The 18,272-nt window shown below is 56.3% G+C and carries 11 protein-coding genes; 6 read left to right on the forward strand and 5 right to left on the reverse strand.

Annotated elements, in window-relative coordinates:
- Positions 1–9: 9 nt before the first annotated feature.
- The 4 genes from WHS88_06440 to WHS88_06455 are packed head-to-tail and all read right to left on the reverse strand — an operon-like array spanning position 10 to position 7,689.
- The gene (locus tag WHS88_06440) at positions 10–1,584 is read right to left on the reverse strand and encodes a sialate O-acetylesterase (GenBank protein MEJ5259811.1); all 1,575 of its coding nucleotides are present in this window, start codon (positions 1,582–1,584) and stop codon (positions 10–12) included.
- Entirely contained in the window at positions 1,581–2,957 is a 1,377-nt protein-coding gene (locus tag WHS88_06445; GenBank protein ID MEJ5259812.1) for a glycoside hydrolase family 28 protein, read from the reverse strand. Before WHS88_06445 ends, WHS88_06440 begins: the two co-directional genes overlap by 4 nt.
- Positions 2,958–2,992: 35 nt before the next feature.
- Positions 2,993–5,008: a family 43 glycosylhydrolase gene (locus WHS88_06450; protein ID MEJ5259813.1), complete on the reverse strand. Its 2,016-nt coding sequence runs from the start codon at positions 5,006–5,008 to the stop codon at positions 2,993–2,995.
- Between the two features lie 29 nt (positions 5,009–5,037).
- Positions 5,038–7,689, reverse strand: coding sequence for a carbohydrate-binding domain-containing protein (locus WHS88_06455; GenBank protein ID MEJ5259814.1), 2,652 nt, complete (start codon positions 7,687–7,689; stop codon positions 5,038–5,040).
- A 394-nt stretch (positions 7,690–8,083) separates the two neighbouring features.
- Between WHS88_06455 and WHS88_06460 the strand changes: the two genes are divergently transcribed.
- The 6 genes from WHS88_06460 (at position 8,084) to WHS88_06485 (ending at position 16,187) form a co-directional block, all read left to right on the forward strand.
- Positions 8,084–8,623, forward strand: coding sequence for a sigma-70 family RNA polymerase sigma factor (locus WHS88_06460; protein MEJ5259815.1), 540 nt, complete (start codon positions 8,084–8,086; stop codon positions 8,621–8,623).
- 4 nt (positions 8,624–8,627) lie between these two features.
- Positions 8,628–10,343, forward strand: coding sequence for an NPCBM/NEW2 domain-containing protein (locus WHS88_06465; GenBank protein MEJ5259816.1), 1,716 nt, complete (start codon positions 8,628–8,630; stop codon positions 10,341–10,343).
- A gap of 10 nt (positions 10,344–10,353) precedes the next feature.
- Entirely contained in the window at positions 10,354–11,112 is a 759-nt protein-coding gene (locus WHS88_06470; GenBank protein MEJ5259817.1) for a type II secretion system protein, read from the forward strand.
- A 73-nt stretch (positions 11,113–11,185) separates the two neighbouring features.
- Positions 11,186–13,249, forward strand: a complete 2,064-nt coding sequence (locus WHS88_06475) for a hypothetical protein (protein MEJ5259818.1) — start codon at positions 11,186–11,188, stop codon at positions 13,247–13,249.
- Positions 13,250–13,323: 74 nt separating this feature from the next.
- Positions 13,324–15,312 (forward strand): LamG-like jellyroll fold domain-containing protein, encoded by a 1,989-nt coding sequence (locus WHS88_06480; protein MEJ5259819.1) that lies wholly within the window; start codon positions 13,324–13,326, stop codon positions 15,310–15,312.
- Positions 15,313–15,437: 125 nt separating this feature from the next.
- The gene (locus WHS88_06485) at positions 15,438–16,187 is read left to right on the forward strand and encodes a DNRLRE domain-containing protein (GenBank protein MEJ5259820.1); all 750 of its coding nucleotides are present in this window, start codon (positions 15,438–15,440) and stop codon (positions 16,185–16,187) included.
- A gap of 80 nt (positions 16,188–16,267) precedes the next feature.
- Here WHS88_06485 and WHS88_06490 read toward each other — a convergent pair whose 3' ends face one another.
- Positions 16,268–18,226, reverse strand: a complete 1,959-nt coding sequence (locus tag WHS88_06490) for a glycoside hydrolase family 97 catalytic domain-containing protein (protein ID MEJ5259821.1) — start codon at positions 18,224–18,226, stop codon at positions 16,268–16,270.
- Positions 18,227–18,272: the final 46 nt, after the last annotated feature.

Here is an 18,272-nt window from a genome sequence, read left to right on the forward strand (position 1 = left end):
CTCCTGTTTCTATTCAAAAGAATCTGTGCGGAATGGAACGGCAGGCAATCCTTCCGCGTTATACAGGCTCACAACAGGAAAATCATCCCACGCATAACGCACCGCCAGCGGCTCCTGAACCTGCGGCGAACAGACCACCACCGTATCGCCCTCGATCCGGGCATCGGCCCAGTGAAATTTTCGGTCCGGACCCGCGACGGCAAATCCGCTCGGACTGCGTTCTTTCAAGACCAGCCCGCCTCCGATATGTGTAAAAGACAGACGAATGCAGCTGTCCTCCACCGCCATATTTTCAAAGACGGGGCCGGAGTATTCAATCTTTTCCCCATAGGCCAGCGCACGAGCCGCCAGGGCCAAACGCCTGCCGACTTCCTGTTTGTTCTTGGGATGAATGTTGTCCGATTCCCCGATATCGACCGCCGTAACCATCGCAGCATTGGGGAGCGTTCGATTTTTCGCCTGGGCCTGGCGCACCCGTGTCGTCCCTCCGCCCCGGCAGGGCTCCGCCGGCGGCTTGCCGTAGCCGGCCAGCTGCACATACACAAACGGAAAATCCCCCTGTCCCCAGCGGCTTCTCCAGTCGCGGATGAGTGTTTCCATAATCCGGTCATACACCGCCGCCGTCGGAATATTGGACTCTCCCTGATACCACAGGGCCCCGCGAATGGCATAGGGAATCAGCGGGGAAACCATCGCATTGAACAGCACGCAGGGGCTGTGCTGGTCCAGATGCGGATTTTTCGGAGCAGCGGGTTTTCGCGGCGGCTTTTCTCCGGCGGCTTCGGCTCTGGCGGCGGCCTCTTTCCAGGCGGCCAAATCCGCTTCATACTTCTTTTGAGCCGCCCCGCTGTCAAACTCCTGACATTTTCGGGCGTACTCCTCCAGCAGAAAATGCAGGTCTGTTTCGGCTTCGAGGGCTTTTCGGCTGACCCAGGCCTCGGCGGTGCTGCCTCCGTAAGCCGTTGTAATCAGCCCGACCGGCACATTCAGTTTTTTATGAATCTCACGGGCAAAAAAATACGCAACCGCCGAAAAATGCCCCACCGTCGCCGGCGAACAGACCTCCCAGCGGCCTTCGACATCATCGAGGGGCTCATCACAGGTGCCGAACGGCACATCAAAGACCCGAATGCCCGGCCAGTCGGCCGCCGCCACCTCCGCCTCCTCGTTGAGCACGCCGCACCAGTACCGGTCCTCCCGAGCGACCGTCATATCCATATTCGACTGGCCCGAGCAAAGCCAGACCTCGCCTATCCATACATCCGCAAAGAGCCGCTGTTCGCTCCTGCCGGAAACCGTCATTTCATACGGCCCGCCGGCCAGCATCGGCTCCAGTACAATCCGCCAACGGCCCGACGCATCGGCCAGGACGCTTTTTTCCTGTCCAGCCAGCCGCACGGTGATTTCCTCCCCCGACGATGCCTTCCCCCAGACCGGAATCGGCCGGCCCTGCTGGAGCACCATCGAATCCCCGAACACCCCGCAAACTTCAAGGGCAAGTGCCGGACCGGAAAGAACGGAAATAATCCAAAGAAGGACCGCTGTTCTGTGCGCCTTCCTGCAAAAGAGCGCTGCTGTGTTCATTCAAGCCCCGTCATATTTCGGCAGTTTTCAAAGCGAACCTTTGAGCCGTCCTCCGCCTGAATTCGGACATTCCGAAAGACCCAGTTTTCTGCGTTCTTAATCACACCGGCCTTTTTGGCGGTGATGTCGATGTTTTCCAGCAAGAAGAAACCGGCGGGCTGATTTTTGCGTCCGCTGACGGAAATTGCCGTTTCCGAATCCACCGCCTTGATGTTGCGAATGGTAATATCGCGAATATACGGCGTGCCCAAATCCTCCGGCACCTGCTGGAGCAGCGCCTTCCAGTGTTTGGGAAATTCCCGGCCCTCCGCTTCCAGCTGCCTGCGCACCTCCTCCGGCACCGTGTTGTAGGCCGGATACCAGTCATAATCCAGCTTAATGGCCTCACGGACATTGTGCATCTGAATATCGTGCAGGTAGGCATCCCGCACCGTGCCGCCGCGTCCCTGCGTGGATTTGAACCGAATGCCGGTGCTGGTCCCGTAGGCCTTCAGATTGTACGCTTCCACGTTGTAGATGCCGCCGGAGGTCTCGCTGCCGAAGGTAATCAGCCCGTGTCCGCGGCGGGCGATGCAGTCCCGAATCACCACATTGTACGTCGGACGGTTCACCCGAAGCCCGTCGGCATCCCGTCCGGCCTTCAGACAGAAATTGTCATCGTTGCAGTCAATATCGCAGTTCTGCACCAGCACGTTGGAGGAGGAATCAATGTCAATCCCGTCCGAACTGGGGCCGACCCGCTCATCGAGGTTGGCCCGAATCGTCAGCCCGTCCACGACGACATTGGTGCTGTAGCAGATATGAACCGTCCAAAAGCCCGGCTCCTGAAGCGTCAGGCCCTCCAGCTTCACATTGGAGGCATTGTAAATCAGAATCAGCCGCGGCCGCTTGCAGTCATAATCCACCACCCAGCGCAGGCCCTTGGGGTCATACTCCCGCCGCATCATCCAGTATTTGTCCCACCACATCGAGCCGGAGCCGTCAATCGTCCCCTTGCCGTAAATCCGTACGTTGGACACGTTGTGGGCATTAATCAGCGCTGCGGGCCAGTCCGTCTCGATCCCCGCCACGCGCGTATAGATTTCCGGATACTCCGACTCATCCTGAACCCCCTTAATGAGTACCCCCTCATCCACCCGCAAATCCACCCGCTCTTTGAGAAAAATCGAACCGGTCAGATACGTGCCGGGCGAAAACATCACCGTTCCGCCCCCCGCCTGTGCACAGGCGTCTATCGCTTTCTGAATGGCCTTGGTATTGACGGTCTTTCCGTCCGGCACCGCCCCGTATTCACAGGCGTTAAACTCTCCGGCTGCGGCCGCTGCGGAAAGTCCCAGCAGCCCCAGAAACAAAACGAGTCTCTGCAAATTCATAAAAACTCCTCTGCACAGTTTTCTATCAGTACGGCTTACGGTTCCGCCGTCTTTTTCAGGTCTTTTGAAGCCGCCAGAGCAATCGCCCGGCCCTTTTGTCCGACCGCACAGTAAAAATGATAAACGATTCCGTTCCAATAGACAACCCAAGGCTTGTGGGCATAGGTCTGGTCCCACGGTTCGGAGGAGGCAATCAAATCCGGGCCGTCCCATTTGGTCCAGTTTACTAAATCATAGGAGCAGGCAAAGGTATCAAACGCACCCGGCCGCCAGAAGGCCCCGAAATAAAACATCACCCACAGGTCGCCGATTTTGGCAATCTGCGGGTCCCCGCTGATGCCGGGTTTTCCGGAGGGCGAGCGGTTTTCCACAACCGGACCCGGCCCGAACCGCTTCCACTGCACCATATCGTGCGAAACGGCCATTCCGATGCGTTCTCCGCCTTCCCGGGCGGCCGCATTGTAAAACATCACATACGGAGCCCCAACCGTCAGCTGAGGGTCATAAATAATATGGCTCTTAAACAAAGTCCTTCTCTCAAAAGGACGTGCATCCGGGTCTGAGGGCCGCAGAACCGGCTCGGCCAGACGCTGCCAGGGTTTGGCCGACGTCGGGTCATCCGTCCAGGCCAGCCCGATGGACAGCGGCGGCGTTTCGTACCCTTCCTTCTCCCCGCCCAGATAAGACAGCCAATACTTGCCGTCATGGGTGCGCAGTCCATAATCCCCACCCCACCGATAATCGTAAAGAGCAATCCCGCCGGCGGCCTGGACCCAGTCCCAGGCCCCCTTTTGGCCGTGCGGCAGAATCACCCCCAGGGGATTCCAGTGCACCAAATCATCGCTGACCGCCAGATGGGTGGTATAGCCGGCGGGGTTGTCTTCCATCTGAAAATAAATCATATACCAACGGCCCTGATGACGAAAGACCGTCGGCCCGTCGACCATCTTGCCCGCAGGCGGTTCAATTACGATACCATACTTATACGGCGTCTTGACCTGCTCATAAACCGCCTGCATGTCCCGGCGGCTCACGGAGGTTCCTTTCAAGTCAATTCTCACCGGCCGGTTGCGGTCGCAGAAAAGCTGTCCGTCTTTCTCAAAAAGTTCCGCGACCTGAATCGAGCTGCGCCGCTGCTCAAACCCGTCTTTTCGGGCATCTTCTCCCCGCCGGCCGGGATGCGTGAAATAAAACACAAACGCCCGGTCGCCGCTGACCACCACATCCGGATGGCCGCCTTTGACCTGGTCATCCGCTCCCGTTCCCGGCTCTCGAAGCAGGTTGTCTTTCTGCCGCTGCCAGTTCAAAGCATCGGACGAGCGGTACACGCCCAGCCCGTCCCAGACATCCACCAGCATCCAATAGAACCCCCTCCACCAGAAGACCTTCGGCCCCTCGCCCCGCCACTGTCCGGGCACTTTTCCTTTGTCCTGCCACTGATACAAATCCCGGCTGTCCGCATAATAGATGGACTTGCCGTCGCGTTCGTTGTTGTACCACATCCGCCACGTGCCGTCGGGCAGCCGAAACACACAGGCATCAATCACCCGGTCGGAGGCAAGCGAAAGGGTGGATTGATACTCCCAGTTGATTAAGTTTCGGCTGGTCAAATGAAGAATCTGCCGCGGATGGTTCCAGTCGCGGAAAATCCCCGGCACATAGGTCAGATACATATGCCAGGTGCCTTCGTGATGGACAATCTCGGGGGCCCAGTAGGTATCATCTCCTTTTTTATAGCCGATGTCGGCCGTTCCGCGATAGGTCCAGGTCGCTCCGCCGTCAGCGGATTCGGCTATCCCAATCGGCGTTCCGTGCACCCAGCTGACTCCTTCGGCGTCGGCGGCATTGGCCCGGCGGTTGGTATAAAACATCAGCCATTTTTTTTCCTCCGGATGCCAGACCAGCACGGGGTCCGCCGCCCCGTCATACACTGGGTCCCGATACAGCGGTTTGGCGGCGATTTTCTCTTCTCCTGCTTCAGCCTTGTCCTGCGCGTTTGAAAGGCCTGACGCCAAAATACCCAAAACCCAAATCCATCCAAGCCCTCTCATTTTTGTCCTCCCTGACAAAAAACGTTGTTCTATGAACCCGGCAGAGGCGAAACGCCGGTCACTGACATCCAGTCAATATTGGCCAGACCTTCGGACATTTCTGCAATCAGCCGAATCCGATTGTTTCCGGCGGACAAAGACACAGGAACCAAAGCCGACGTGGTCCACGATGTCCAGCTGCCGGTGCTCGGAAAACTGATATTCGCCGCCTGGGTGACTCCGCCGACACTCACGGCAGCCGTTCGGTTGTTGCTGCTGCCGTTGGCATACCGCCACTGCAGCTGGACCGTGCCGGCTGAGGCCGCATACACGGACCACTCAATATACATCCCGACGGCATTGGTCGTATTGGCAAAACCGGTACCGGTAAAGCCCGCGTTATTGCTGTCAATCGTCCCGGTGAAGACTCCGATAAATCCCGGCTCGTTTTCCTGAATGACAATCGTGGTGATGCTGTTCGGCGCCGCCAAAACTTCACTCGAATACGCCGACTCATTGGCCCGCTTGTCCACAGCCGTCACCACATAATAATAAGTCAATCCGTTTTGAACGGACGTATCCACATACGCCGAAGCCGTCAGCGGATTCGGATTGAGCAGGATATACCCGCTCCCGGAGGTTTCCGAACGATACACATTGTATCCGAGCAGGTCGGATTCCGTATTATCCGCCCAGTCCAGCGTCACCATTCCGTCTCCGGCCCAGGCCAGCAACCCCGTCGGAACCGCCGGCGGAACCCGCTCCGGACCTTCCCAGTTTTCGGCAAACACTGCAAACTCATAATAATTAATCAGGCAGTCCTCATTCAAGTCCAGTCCGGTGGTCAGACCGCAATCGTTCAGAAGCCAGATGTCTGCAAACGAAGGCAAATCATCCAGATTCACAACCCCGTCGTCCGTGAAATCGCCGTAGACCCAATTGTCGCCGGCTAAAATAATATTCGGTACCGGCGGAGGCGCCATTCCGTCTCCCAGGTAAAAACTCGGATGCGGCGGCTGATTGTAGCCCACATTCTGCCAGGCAATCGCCACACGGTATTGCGAATCATGCATCAGTGTATAGAGCCGATGGTTGGTAACCGCTGTAGTCGTATAAATCCGCAAAGCCGTATTGTCATTCGTTCGCCAAATCACTTCCTCCCGCCAATCCCCGAAAAGGTCAGCCGACAGACACGGGGTCGATTTGGTCCCGTTGTTAGCCGAGCAGCCGGTTGCCGTCAGGAGTGTGCCAACACCGTATTTGCTGATTACGTTGCTGTTGAGAAATTCCCGCAATAAATCCCCATCCCACCACACCATAAAATTGATGGGATTGGAGTGACTGCCGAGGCTGATTCCGGTGCAGGTCGATAACGGCACACCGGTGGAAGCCCAGACTTCGTATCCTCGATAATCGGCCCGGATGTCGCCGGCACAGGCCCGGCCCGTATCCCCGCTCGCCGTATAACGGAAAATGACTTCACCGGTTCCTGCATCCCGGAACGTGGCCCCATAAGGCGAAGATTCGTGGCACTGCCAGACCTCCAGCCCCGGCCGGTCCGGATCCATATCTGATACATGCAGGGCATCGCCGTGCCCCAGTCCAGTCGAATAGAGCGGCTTTCCGTCATGGTCAATCGCGCAGGCCCCGTAAATAATCTCATCGAAGCCGTCCCCGTCCACATCGGCAATACTCAAACTGTGACAGCCTTGGCCGATATAATTGCTGTTGGGGCCGCTGGTGTGGGCCTTAAACCACCAGCGCAGCGTAAGTTGTCCGCTGCGCCAGTCCCAGGCGGTAATCTCATTTCGGGCCGAGTACCCGCTTTGGGGACCGTAATATCCGCGGGCCATAATAATACTCGGCCGCTGTCCATCCAGGTAGGCGACACCAGCCAGAAAACGATCGCACCGGTTGCCGTAATTGTCCCCCCACTGACTGGCGCTGCCCCGGTCCGGCAAAAATCTCGTTGTCGCCAGTGCGGCCCCCGTCAGCCCGTCAAAAACCGTCAGATATTCCGGACCGGTAATGATATACCCACTGGAATTGCGATAATCCGTCAGCGTATCGCCCGGCATCAGGACATAATTGCCCTGTCCATCCCTGGTAAAAGGAGCTGTTCGACAGACCACTTCCGCCCGTCCGTCACTGTCAAAATCATACACCAGAAACTGGGTGTAATGAGCCCCGGCCCGAATATTGATTCCCAAATCAATCCGCCACAGAAACGTCCCGTCCAGTTTATAGGCATCCAGATAAACATTCCCCGTATATCCGGATTGGGCATTGTCTTTTGAATTATCCGGGTCCCATTTGACAATAATCTCATACTGCCCGTCCCCGTCCAGGTCGCCCACACTGCAGTCGTTTGGACTGTAGGTGCAGGTATAACCGTCCGGTGTCGTTACGCCGGCAGGCACCTGAAGAGGAATCGTCAGATAGGGGGTGGACCAAACGCTGACCGGGTCAGTGGCTTTGCGTTCGATTCCGTTAATCACGGGAGCAATTCGATACGTGCTCGAAAGGGTTCCGCCGGTATCTAAATAATTGGTGGAGTTCGTAATGGGGGTGGAATTCAGCTTTACGGAGCCCCGATAAACATTAAATCCGATATCAGCCGGGTCAGTTCCAAGCAATCTCCATCCAATATAATTAGAATTTCCCGACCGTACGGCAATCACCCCCCTGTCGAGTTTTTCCATATATCGGGGACCGGAAAATCCAGTCGACGCAAGAATAAAAAATACGGCAGCACACGCACAGAAAGTTCCCCAGCGTTCTCTCATAAAACCCCCAGATTGATTGTTTTCGCTGCAGCCAAAACGTCTATGCCGGACAAAAAAGACAAGTTTTTCCTTAAACCTACCCCACATACTGGGTTTGTCTCATAGGGAAATAGAACACGAATCGCTTTTTTGCCTAACTTTTTTGGAAAAAAAAGCAATTTCTGTCAACGTATATTTCCTTTTTCATGCCAAAGTACATCTTGAATCTGTGACTGAATAAAAAATGGGTAATTTTTTTAAAAAACCTCTAATTTTTTCGGAAAACTTCTATATCCAAGAACGGAGAAATCTGTATGGAACTGGAGTAAATATGCCGGAAGAAAGAAAAAATCTTACATCGGAAGACTACCGGCTTTTTATCAAACTCTATCTGGCTAACGAACGCCGGCTCTATGGGTTTGTACGGGCCCTGATTCCAAACTGGTCGGATGTAGATGACGTTATCCAGGAAACGGCCGCCGTCCTCTGGTCCAAATTTGACCAGTTTGACAAATCTACGAATTTTTCCGCCTGGGCCCTGAAAATAGCCCATTTCCAGATCCTGAATTACTATAAACACCAAAAAAAGGATAAAGTTTACTTCAGCGAAGATATGCTGAATCTTCTGGCAGAGAAAAACCACGAACACCCCAATATCGATGAACGGCTGCCGATTCTGAAAAAATGCCTTCAGCAATTGAAGGATTATGAATTGTCTTTGATACAGATGCGTTATGAACCGGGCGGTTCGACCCGACGGATGGCCGAACAAACCGGCAAGGAGCTGCATGTGCTGTATCGGACGCTCAATAAAATTCATGCCAAACTGCTGCTGTGTATTCGGCAGCATCTACGGGAGGTTTATTCATAGGGCTATGGAACTTTCGAATATCCAGCTGAATCGTCTTTTTACGCTTTTGGGTGCCCTTCGGGATGAAATCATCACCCCGCAGGAGTTTGATGAGTTAACGGCTCTTCTGAAGAATTATCCCCAGGCGCGGGAACTTTATCTGGACTATATCTATCTATGCACGGACCTTTGCAATCTGCAGGCGGCCATTCGTCATACCCCCGCCCTGGCTTCCCCGCTGTCCTGCAGCACTCAAGAGCCGGAGGATTCCGGAGCCCCTCTGACCCTCGAATTCCTTCAGGTTCTTGGCGATTATGAGAAAAATGCAGAGGCCGTGGAACTGCCTCCAGTGGAACTGCCGGCTTTGCAGAGCCCTCGTCCGGTTCCGGCTGTTAAAACCAAACCTCAGGTATCCAAATTATCCCTGTTTGCCCTGCTTACGTCGCTGGCGGCTCTTTTGATGATTCTGGCGTATCCGCTGATTTTTCCTGCCCCGCAGCCCGGAGTTGCCTCGGTCCTCGATACACTCGGAGCCGCCTGGTCCTCCCGCGAACCCCTCGAAAAAGGCGTTCGTCTATCTGCCGGAGCCGCTCCGGTTCAGCTGATCAAGGGGCTGGTCAAGATTCAGACCGACAACGGTGTACATCTGGTTATTGAAGCGCCGGCAGAGTTTCGATTCGTCAACTCCGATGAGCTGTCGATGACCTACGGGCGTGTTTTTGTCAACATTCGGCAGGCCCCCAACGGCTTTGCCGTGCAGACCCAAAAATCCAAAATCATCGACCTGGGCACCCAGTTCGGCGTCTATACGGACATGCGGGGAGACATTGAGCTGCATGTATTTGAGGGCAAAACCGTCCTGATTGCCGGACTGAGCAATAAAACCAAACAGGTGATGGATGTCATGGCCGGCCAGGCCAAGCGATTCGGCGAGTCCAGCGGCGAAGTGCAGTCCATTCGCCTCAGCGAGGGTTTCTTCGCACGCGATATCCAGTCCCAGACCAACCTTGTCTGGCGTCAGGAAAAACAGATTGACCTGGCGGACATTCTCGGCGGCGGCACCGGATTAGGCGACGGCCAAAGAGGCGCCGGCATTAACCCCTCCAACCGACCGGCTGATGCCCTCGGGGAAATGCGTGACCGCCGCAGCGGCAATGCCTATAACAAAGTTCCCTCCAATCCGTATATTGACGGGGTGTTTGTGCCGAACGGAACAAGCCCGCAGGTGGTCAGTTCCGCCGGCCATATCTTCCGGGAATGCCCGGTTACCAGCGGCTACTTCTTCGCCGACATCCTCCATTCTCCGGCGGAAAAACTGCTGCAAAACAGCCAAAGCAAAACCGCCTCGCTTCGGCTCGGCTCCATTGATTACAGCGACGCAGGACAAACATTCCTGTGCATGCACGCCAACAGCGGCATTACGTTTGACCTGAACGCCTTTCGAAGCCGGCTGCAGTCCCCCATCCGCCGATTTAAGGCCCAGGCGGGTCTGCTGGACTTTGTCCCGGCGCACTTGAGGGCCGGGTATGCAGAATGCTGGATTTTGCTGGATGGTCAGGTGCGTTTTCACGCTGCTCTGGATGCAGGACAGACGGAGCCGATTGAGATTGACATTTCCGATTCGCAGCGGTTCCTGACGCTGGTGGTCACCGACGGCGGAAGCCGCGACCCCGAGCTGGACCGCAATGCCATCGGATATGACTGGTGCATTTTCGGACAACCCAAACTGATTTTGGAGTAATGACATCCTTATGAAAAAGGCCTTTACCCTCATTGAACTGCTGGTCGTAATCGCCATTATCGCCCTGCTGCTGAGCATCGTGATGCCCTCTTTGAAAATGGCCAAAGAGCACGCCGGGCGGCTGGCCTGTGCCGACCATCTGAAAATCATCGGTCAGGTGCTTCATCTCTACACGCAGGCGAACGCCGATTCCCTGCCGGAGGCCTATTATACGGAAACGCGAACAGGCGGAGCGGCGACCTATTTTATTTTTAACGTGGACCCGACCAAACCGCCGCAGACCCGCATCACCGGCACCTTCAATCTGGCTCCGCTGTGGACCCAGGGGTATATTGACAACGGCGCTGTATTCTACTGCCCGAGCAATAAGCGGACGGCCTTCAGCTATGAGGCCTATTTGGGGCCGCAGGACTGGCCTTCCGTGGACCCGGCATATGCCAATCCGAGCAATCCCAACTCGGTCCGAATCAGCTTTTCGTACCTGCCGCAGTCCTCACAGCGGAAAATGACCGTCGGCACCAAACAGTTCCCGGCCGTAGCCAAGAAGCTTTCCCAGACACACCCGAGCCGTTCCATCTGTCTGGATGTGCTTCAGGCCCGCGAGCGGATGTCTCATCGGCGGGGCGGCTATGCCGGCGCCAATCTGCTCTATACAGATGCCAGCGTAAAATTCCGGCAGAATCCGCAGGTGCTCGATCAGCAGGTGTACGGCTCCGACCCCATGCAGGACCCGGAATTGTGGAGAACCATTGTCCAGGGACTTGAATAACCGCATGCGCAACAGAGAGGCCAAAAAACGGATGGGTAATTTTCATAATAACTCTTTTGTGGAGGATTTGGTTATGAAAGCACGTATTGTATGGTTCGCAATTATCTTGTGCATGTTCGGGCTCGTGGCCCGCGCAGAAGTGGTCGTCACGACCGAGTTCGGTCAGGGAGCCGATACCTACCTGACCAATGACAGCCAGCAGGGCCCGACGGTCAACGTCGCCGGAGAGGAGCGGATTCGGGCCTTCCGTCAGCTGGCCAACACCCGTTCCAAAACGGGTTTTATCCGCTTTGATTTAAGCGGCATCGACGGGGACCTTGAAGGGGCCTTTATCACCTTTGACGCCACCTATCTGAAAGGCGGTGAGAAATCCGTCACGGTTTATGGGCTGATTGACGGGCCGATGGATATCTGGAACGAAAGCACCATCACCTACAACACGGCCCCCTGTATGGTCCCGAATCCGCCGACAACGCTTGGGAATTACCAGTTTGCTGATGGAACGGTTGTCCAGCTGGGAACCTTAACGACACCATCCGCACCGGCGGACCCAATCACCTACCCGGTGGCATTTTCTTCGAATCCGACCGCCCTGCCGCTGAAGGATTTCCTCTCCAAAGACACCAACGGCCTTGTCACCCTGATTTTCATCGGCGGCGACAATGAAGTCGAAGTGGCCTCCAAAGAACACGCTACGTTTAATCCGCCAATGCTGACGCTTCCGAATGCCTATGCCGTCCGACGGGCCTCCAATCCCGTACCGGCCAACAATGTCAAAGTCACAATCGGACAGTATTCGACCCTGAGCTGGACCAATCCGGAACCGAACCTTCCGGAAGGCCAAATTACCTGCGATGTGTACTTCGGCGAAACCGAGCCAAACGCCCTGCTGCCGCACTACGGCCTGACCCTGCTGGCTTCCGGCGTCACCGGCAATTCCGTTCCGATGCCGCAGCTTGCGCCCTACAAGACGTATTACTGGGTGGTGGACACCTATGACACCAGCCGCACTCCTGAATACGTTCAGGGCAAGGTCTGGACTTTCAACACCAACAACAGCGCCCCGGTCGTCAATGCCGGCCCGGACCAGTTTGTCTGGCTGACCCGGACCATCGTAGATACCACCAGTGAAGCCGACACGTACATTCGGGATAATGTGGTGCGAGGTTCCTATGAATTTATGGATATTCGCGGCGGGTCCGTCGATTTCGTCGGGTATCTGCGGTTCAATCTGTCGGAACTGAAGGCCTTAGGTCCCGGCACCATCAAAAACGCAACCCTGACTTTGACTGTTTCCGGCGGGGCCTCCCGTAATGATGCCGTCACCAATGCCCGCTTTGCGCTGCAGGGACTGAACAATGTGGCCGGCAACACCCCGCAAAACTGGAGCGAGGCCGCACTCACCAAAACCGGTGAAGTGATTCCCGGCGCCGAGTGGGACGGGGCAGCTCCCCTGACCAACGCCATTGCATCCGGGCGTGTGACCGACCTGGATGACAACGTGGCAGGCATCAGCGAAGTGATTACACCGGCCGGAGGCAACGCCGCTAATCCGGGAACCAAGATCGCTATCTCCGGCGCTGCTCTCGAGGCCTTCCTGCAGAGCCGTCTGGAAGATAACGGTCTGGTAACCTTCATCATCACCAATGATGACGGAAACGATCGCGGCTACGGACTGGGCACCAAAGAAAATCAGAATCCGGATTACCGTCCGCGTCTGCAGCTGACGTATCTGCTCGAAGGAGCAACAGGCAGCGGCGATGCCGTGGTAACTCTGGTCGGAACCGTGACGGATGACGGGCTTCCCAGCGGACAGATTACGGTTCAGTGGACGCAGGTGAGCGGACCCGAAGGGGCAGAGCCGGTCGTGATTGATCCCGATGACCAGTTGGAAACCACAGTTACCCTCGCATCCGCCGGCTGGTATGAATTCCAGCTGGAAGCCAGCGATGGAGAGCTGAGCAGCACCGACAACGTCCGGGTTTATGTCGGCATCGACCCCTGCGATGCGGCTCATCAGGTTCCGGGCTATACGCGGCTGATTTCCGATTTGAACGACGACTGCTTCGTCAACCTTAAAGATGTCGCGATTCTTGCCTCGCAGTGGCTGAACTGCAGCAGTCTGGATTGTCCCTAATTCCTGACCTTTGAACCGGGGGCAGAGCAGGGCGTTCTGCCCCCATTTACGAAACACTTTTTCGGAGGACATTTATGAGAACAAGCATCATCTGGGGAGGAATCATCCTGCTGTGTTCTTTTGGACTTGCGGCCCGGGCATCGGTTACCCGCACGACCGCTTTCGGCCGCGGAGCGGATACCTACCTGACCAATGACAGTCAGCAGGGGCCGAACACCAACACCGGGACAGAAGTTCGGATGCGGGCCTGGCGGCAGCTGGCCAACACCCGCTGCAAAATCGGATACATCCGGTTTGACATCGAGGGAGTAGCCGGAGACTTCAGCAATGCCACGCTGACGCTGCATTATACGTATATGAAAGGCGGACAAAGTACAATAACCGTCTATGGCGTTAAGGACGGACCGGATGATTTCTGGATTGAAAGCGGGACCGGCGGCATCACCTACAACACCGCTCCGGGCGTTCTTCCCACGACACTCGGAAATTATTCAATTGACACCAGCAAGGCCGTTCAGCTGGGGACCTTCATCAGCCCGGCGGCGCAAACCCTGCCGTTTTCCGTAACCACCAACCCCGCCACTCTGGATCTGGCTTCTTTCCTGGCCTCCGACACAAACGGTCTGGTCACCTTCTTCTTTATCGGTCCGGATGACGAAGACGAAATCGCCACCAAGGAGCGTACAGACGGAACCCCGCCTCCCACACTGAATATGCCCAACGCTTCTCTGGGCAAGGCCATTAATCCCAATCCGGCTCATGATTCCTATGTCAACCGTTTCTCCCTGACCCAGCTGCAGTGGGAGCTTCTGCCGGGAGTGGGCAAATGTGATGTTTATTTCGGAACAGACCCGAATACGGCCGTGATGAGCAAACTGACCTTTGCACCGGCCGTAACGTCCGTGAATATCAATTCCTTCGCCGGCTACAGCACACCGCTGACGGAAGGAACGTATTACTGGCGTGTGGACTGCTACGATACCCACCCGACGGACCCGAACAAATTTGTCGGACCGTTCTGGAAATTCACCGCCACCGCCGCTCCGATTTTTGAGAGCATTTCCCCGGCTTACCAGGCCAAGTTTGTCGGCGAAACGGCGGACATCATAACGGCCAACTTTACCAGCGGCTCTTCGATGACGTACACCTGGTACCGAAGTGCCGACAACGCCACCAACACGGCGGCGGATGATGTGGTCGTGGGGACCAACTCGAACACCCTTGCCCTCGGAACCCTTGCCAAGACCCATGCCGGCTGGTATTACTGCGTGGCCTCCGGTGCCGGCGGCCAGACAGCCAGCAGCACCGTGCGGGTTTCCATCAAGCAGCAGATTGCCCATTACACCTTTGACGGGAATGCCAATGATTCCTCCGGCAACAATCTGCACGGAACCCTTCTGGGTGAACCGACGTTTGCAGCCGGCATCTTCGGACAGGCCCTGTTGTTTGACGGCATCGATGATTATGTTCAGCTGCCTGCCGGATTTGACGACTTCTCGCCGGGCCTGACCATTTCCGTCTGGGCCAGACCCGCTGCCGTCACATCCTGGGCACGATTTGTCGATTTCGGCAACGGCGCCAACAGCGACAACATCTTCCTGACCCGAAACGGCACAACGACAAACCTGAGCTACAGCCATTACCGCGGAACGACCAGTGCGGGTACGGTCACAGCCACCGCCGCTCTGAACCTGAATGAATGGCAGATGTATGTCGCTGTGATGGATGCTTCGGGCAGTGTGACCCTGTATCGAAACGGCGTGCCGGTCCAGACAGGCGTTATTCCCCAGATGCCGAATATTATTGTCCGCAACAACAACTACATCGGCGAGAGCAACTGGGCGGATGACGCCTTCTACAGCGGCCTGATGGATGATGTCCAGATTTGGAACTATCCGCTGACGGCCGACCAGATTGCTGATATGTACGCTGCCGGCGCCGGCAGCTTCTGCCGGTTCCGTCCGCAGCTGGACTTCAGCGGCAACTGCATTGTGGACCTGGCCGACCTGGCCATCTTTGCTCAAAGCTGGCTCCAGTGCGGTATCCATCCGGACTGCCAGTAAGATAAGGATTCTGTTTCTTCTCAGGGCAGGTCTTTCCGGCCTGCCCTGAGAAGCTTTGTGTGTGGAGTGTGTGAAAGAAAAAACGTTCAGAATGCAACAAATGAAAACTTTTTTGGAGGTTGGTTATGGAAAGAAAAATCTTTTACCTGCTCTTAATGCTTTTGTTTTTTGTGCCCTCTTCTCGGGCTCTGGTCATCACCACAGAATACGGCAATGGCGCCGATGCGTATATCGGCAATGACACGCAGGTTCGCTCCACGTCCACAGCCGGCGCCGCTGCGACAGAACTTCGAGCCCGCTACAACGGCGGCGGTTCTCGGTTCCAGTGCACCTATCTCCGATTTGATTTGAGCGGGATGACGAACGAAACCTTCGTCGGTGCCCTTCTGCAGCTGGAAGCCACATACATCAAAAGCTCAACCGGACGCCGACTGGATGTCTACGGGCTGACTGATGAGTCGCTGGACAACTGGACGGAATCGACCCTCTGCTATCAGAACGCCCCCGGAATGCTTCAGCCGGCATCCGGCTGGGACACCGGAGACTATCTGATTGATGAAACCAAGTTGACCTGGCTGGGTTTCCTGAACACTCCCGGAACCGGCGGCCAAACCCCGACATATCCCATCACATTCAGTTCCAACACCACCGATTTGGGAACGGCCTTCAGCAATTTCCTGGCTTCGGACACCAACAAACTGGTTACTCTGGTGATTATCAATTCGACCGGCACATCTTCGATCAACTGTGAAGACCGCTTCGCTTCCAAGGAACATGCAACGTTCACAGCACCGGCACTGGTTCTTGTGCCGGAACCGGCAACACTGGCATTGGTAGGCCTGGGCGGTTTGATTTCACTTCGGCGGCGCGGATAACCCACCCGCGTGCAGAAAAAAGGGGAATCCGTCTAACGGCGGACTCCCCTTTTCTTTTTTAAACCGGACTGCAAACAGCCCTATCGGGGCTTTGAATACAGCACAAATCCTCCCTGCGGCGGCAGGCTAATGGTCAGTTTCCGGACATCTCGGGCTGACACATCCCTGGCTTCCAGCCGGTCGGAGTCCGCCCCGTCAGTGATTAAGACTCCCTGAAAATTCCGGGGCAGAAAAGACAGGTCCAGCGTGAGGGTTTTGGCGGTCTTTTCACCATTGATGCCCGCTGCAAACCATTGTTTGCCTTTCCGCCTCGCCAGCACAACCTCTTTGGCCGGATAGCCGGATACGAAACGCGTTTCATCCCAACAGGTCGGCACCGCCTTGAAATACTCCAGTGCAAATGCCGGCAGGGCCTCCGCCTCAAACGGCGCCAGGCCGAAATGCTGAATGCCCGACTCAAAAATGACCGGCAGCGCCATCTCAAAGGCCGGCGTGGTCCGGCGCTGCACCCCGCGAATCCGGCGGCTCATCACCACCGGCGTAAAATCCATTGGAGCGACGACATTTCGCGTAAACGGCAGAATACAGCTGTGTTCGGCCTGCCGGTCGGCGTTGCGCTGGTCAAAGGTGCAGAACTCCATCCCCATCACCGCCTCGGTTGTCACCAGATTGGGCCAGGTGCGGTGCCAGCCGCGCGGCAGCGTCGCCCCGTGGAAATTGGCCAGCAGCTGATACGCCGCCGCATCCCGCAGAATATCCAGATACAGCTGCATTGTCGCCTGTTTGTCCCCGCCGAAAAAGTCCACCTTTATCCCTCGGATGCCCATTTGGCGGAGCCGCTCGAACTCCTCCCGCCGCACGTCCGGCAGATGCACCCGGTTTTTCGGTGTCATCGGCGCTGTATTCCACTCCCCGTTGGAATTGTACCACAAAATCAGCTCCACGCCCTTTTGACGGGCCTGCTTCGCCAGCTCGGCAATCTTCTCATAGCCGACCAGACGGTCCCAGTCGGCATCCACCAGCATATATTCCCAGCCGAGCTTGCCGGCCATTTCCAGATACTCCTGCAGATACGGCAGTTTCGTCCCTTCCGTATCATACCGCAGCCAGCTCCAGGCCGCCCGGCCCGGCTTGACAAAAGAAACATCCTTCACCTTCGAGGGGGCCGCTACATCCGTCGCCAGCGTGGACTGGACGATTGTGCCTAAATCCCGCCCTACGATAACCAGCCGCCACGGAGTGGAAAACGGAATGACGGCTGAAGGAGCAACCGGGTCCTGCGGTCCGCGGTGCTCGTTGACCTGCGGGAAGGCAATCCGATAGACGCCGCCGTCCGAATGCTGCGCCAGCCGGCAGCCGCAGTAATTCTCATCCACCGCTGTTTCACTCAGCAAAACCCAGCCGGCCTGTCCCACCCGAAACAGCGCCGGAAACGCCCAGCCCGCCGAATACGGCGAAGGAAGCCCGACGGGTTTTTCAATCTCATAATGGGCCTCATACGAAGGATAGGTCTTCTCCCAGCCCGTTTTGGAATCGTGCATCGGATGCAGCCAGCTGACCGTCCCGGCCGGAAAGGCAAAACCGGTGTGTTCTTCCTCCACCGAAACCTTCCGCCCGCTCGGCTCCGGAAAATGATAGCGGAATGCCAGCCCGTCATTGGAGACCTGAAAGACAATCTGAATGAGCTGTCCCTGCGGATTGGCCAGGGTTGCCGTCCGCCGGTTGGCCCGATAGGTGATATGACTCTGCTTGCCGTGCGGCATCGTATATTTATCTGACACCTTTTCTGTTTTGGAAAAACGCTTCAGGGTCAGCTGCCCGGTAAAATCCGCATCGCTTCGCTTGATTCCCAGCGGCGATTTCTCCAGAAGGACATCCTCACCCAGCCGAACGGAATAAAACGGCCTGCCCTCTTCCAGCAGAAAATCCACCCGCACGCGTCCGTCCGGACTCTGAATCGTATGGCTCCGTTCCATGGCATACCCCATCTGAACCAAAGCAGCCCCACAGAACAAACACACCGCCAACCGCAATTTCATACAGACTCCTTTCTTAAAAATGCCCAACTCTTTCATTCCAATCGCT

The sequence above is a fragment of the Anaerohalosphaeraceae bacterium genome (genome assembly GCA_037479115.1).
Taxonomy (GTDB): Bacteria; Planctomycetota; Phycisphaerae; order Sedimentisphaerales; family Anaerohalosphaeraceae; genus JAHDQI01.

Bases quoted from the DNA above. Each gene is read 5' to 3' on its own strand.
- WHS88_06440 (MEJ5259811.1), bottom strand. From the start codon at position 1,584: ATGAACACAGCAGCGCTCTTTTGCAGGAAGGCGCACAGAACAGCGGTC.
- WHS88_06445 (MEJ5259812.1), bottom strand. From the start codon at position 2,957: ATGAATTTGCAGAGACTCGTTTTGTTTCTGGGGCTGCTGGGACTTTCC.
- WHS88_06450 (MEJ5259813.1), bottom strand. From the start codon at position 5,008: ATGAGAGGGCTTGGATGGATTTGGGTTTTGGGTATTTTGGCGTCAGGC.
- WHS88_06455 (MEJ5259814.1), bottom strand. From the start codon at position 7,689: ATGGAAAAACTCGACAGGGGGGTGATTGCCGTACGGTCGGGAAATTCT.
- WHS88_06460 (MEJ5259815.1), top strand. From the start codon at position 8,084: ATGCCGGAAGAAAGAAAAAATCTTACATCGGAAGACTACCGGCTTTTT.
- WHS88_06465 (MEJ5259816.1), top strand. From the start codon at position 8,628: ATGGAACTTTCGAATATCCAGCTGAATCGTCTTTTTACGCTTTTGGGT.
- WHS88_06470 (MEJ5259817.1), top strand. From the start codon at position 10,354: ATGAAAAAGGCCTTTACCCTCATTGAACTGCTGGTCGTAATCGCCATT.
- WHS88_06475 (MEJ5259818.1), top strand. From the start codon at position 11,186: ATGAAAGCACGTATTGTATGGTTCGCAATTATCTTGTGCATGTTCGGG.
- WHS88_06480 (MEJ5259819.1), top strand. From the start codon at position 13,324: ATGAGAACAAGCATCATCTGGGGAGGAATCATCCTGCTGTGTTCTTTT.
- WHS88_06485 (MEJ5259820.1), top strand. From the start codon at position 15,438: ATGGAAAGAAAAATCTTTTACCTGCTCTTAATGCTTTTGTTTTTTGTG.
- WHS88_06490 (MEJ5259821.1), bottom strand. From the start codon at position 18,226: ATGAAATTGCGGTTGGCGGTGTGTTTGTTCTGTGGGGCTGCTTTGGTT.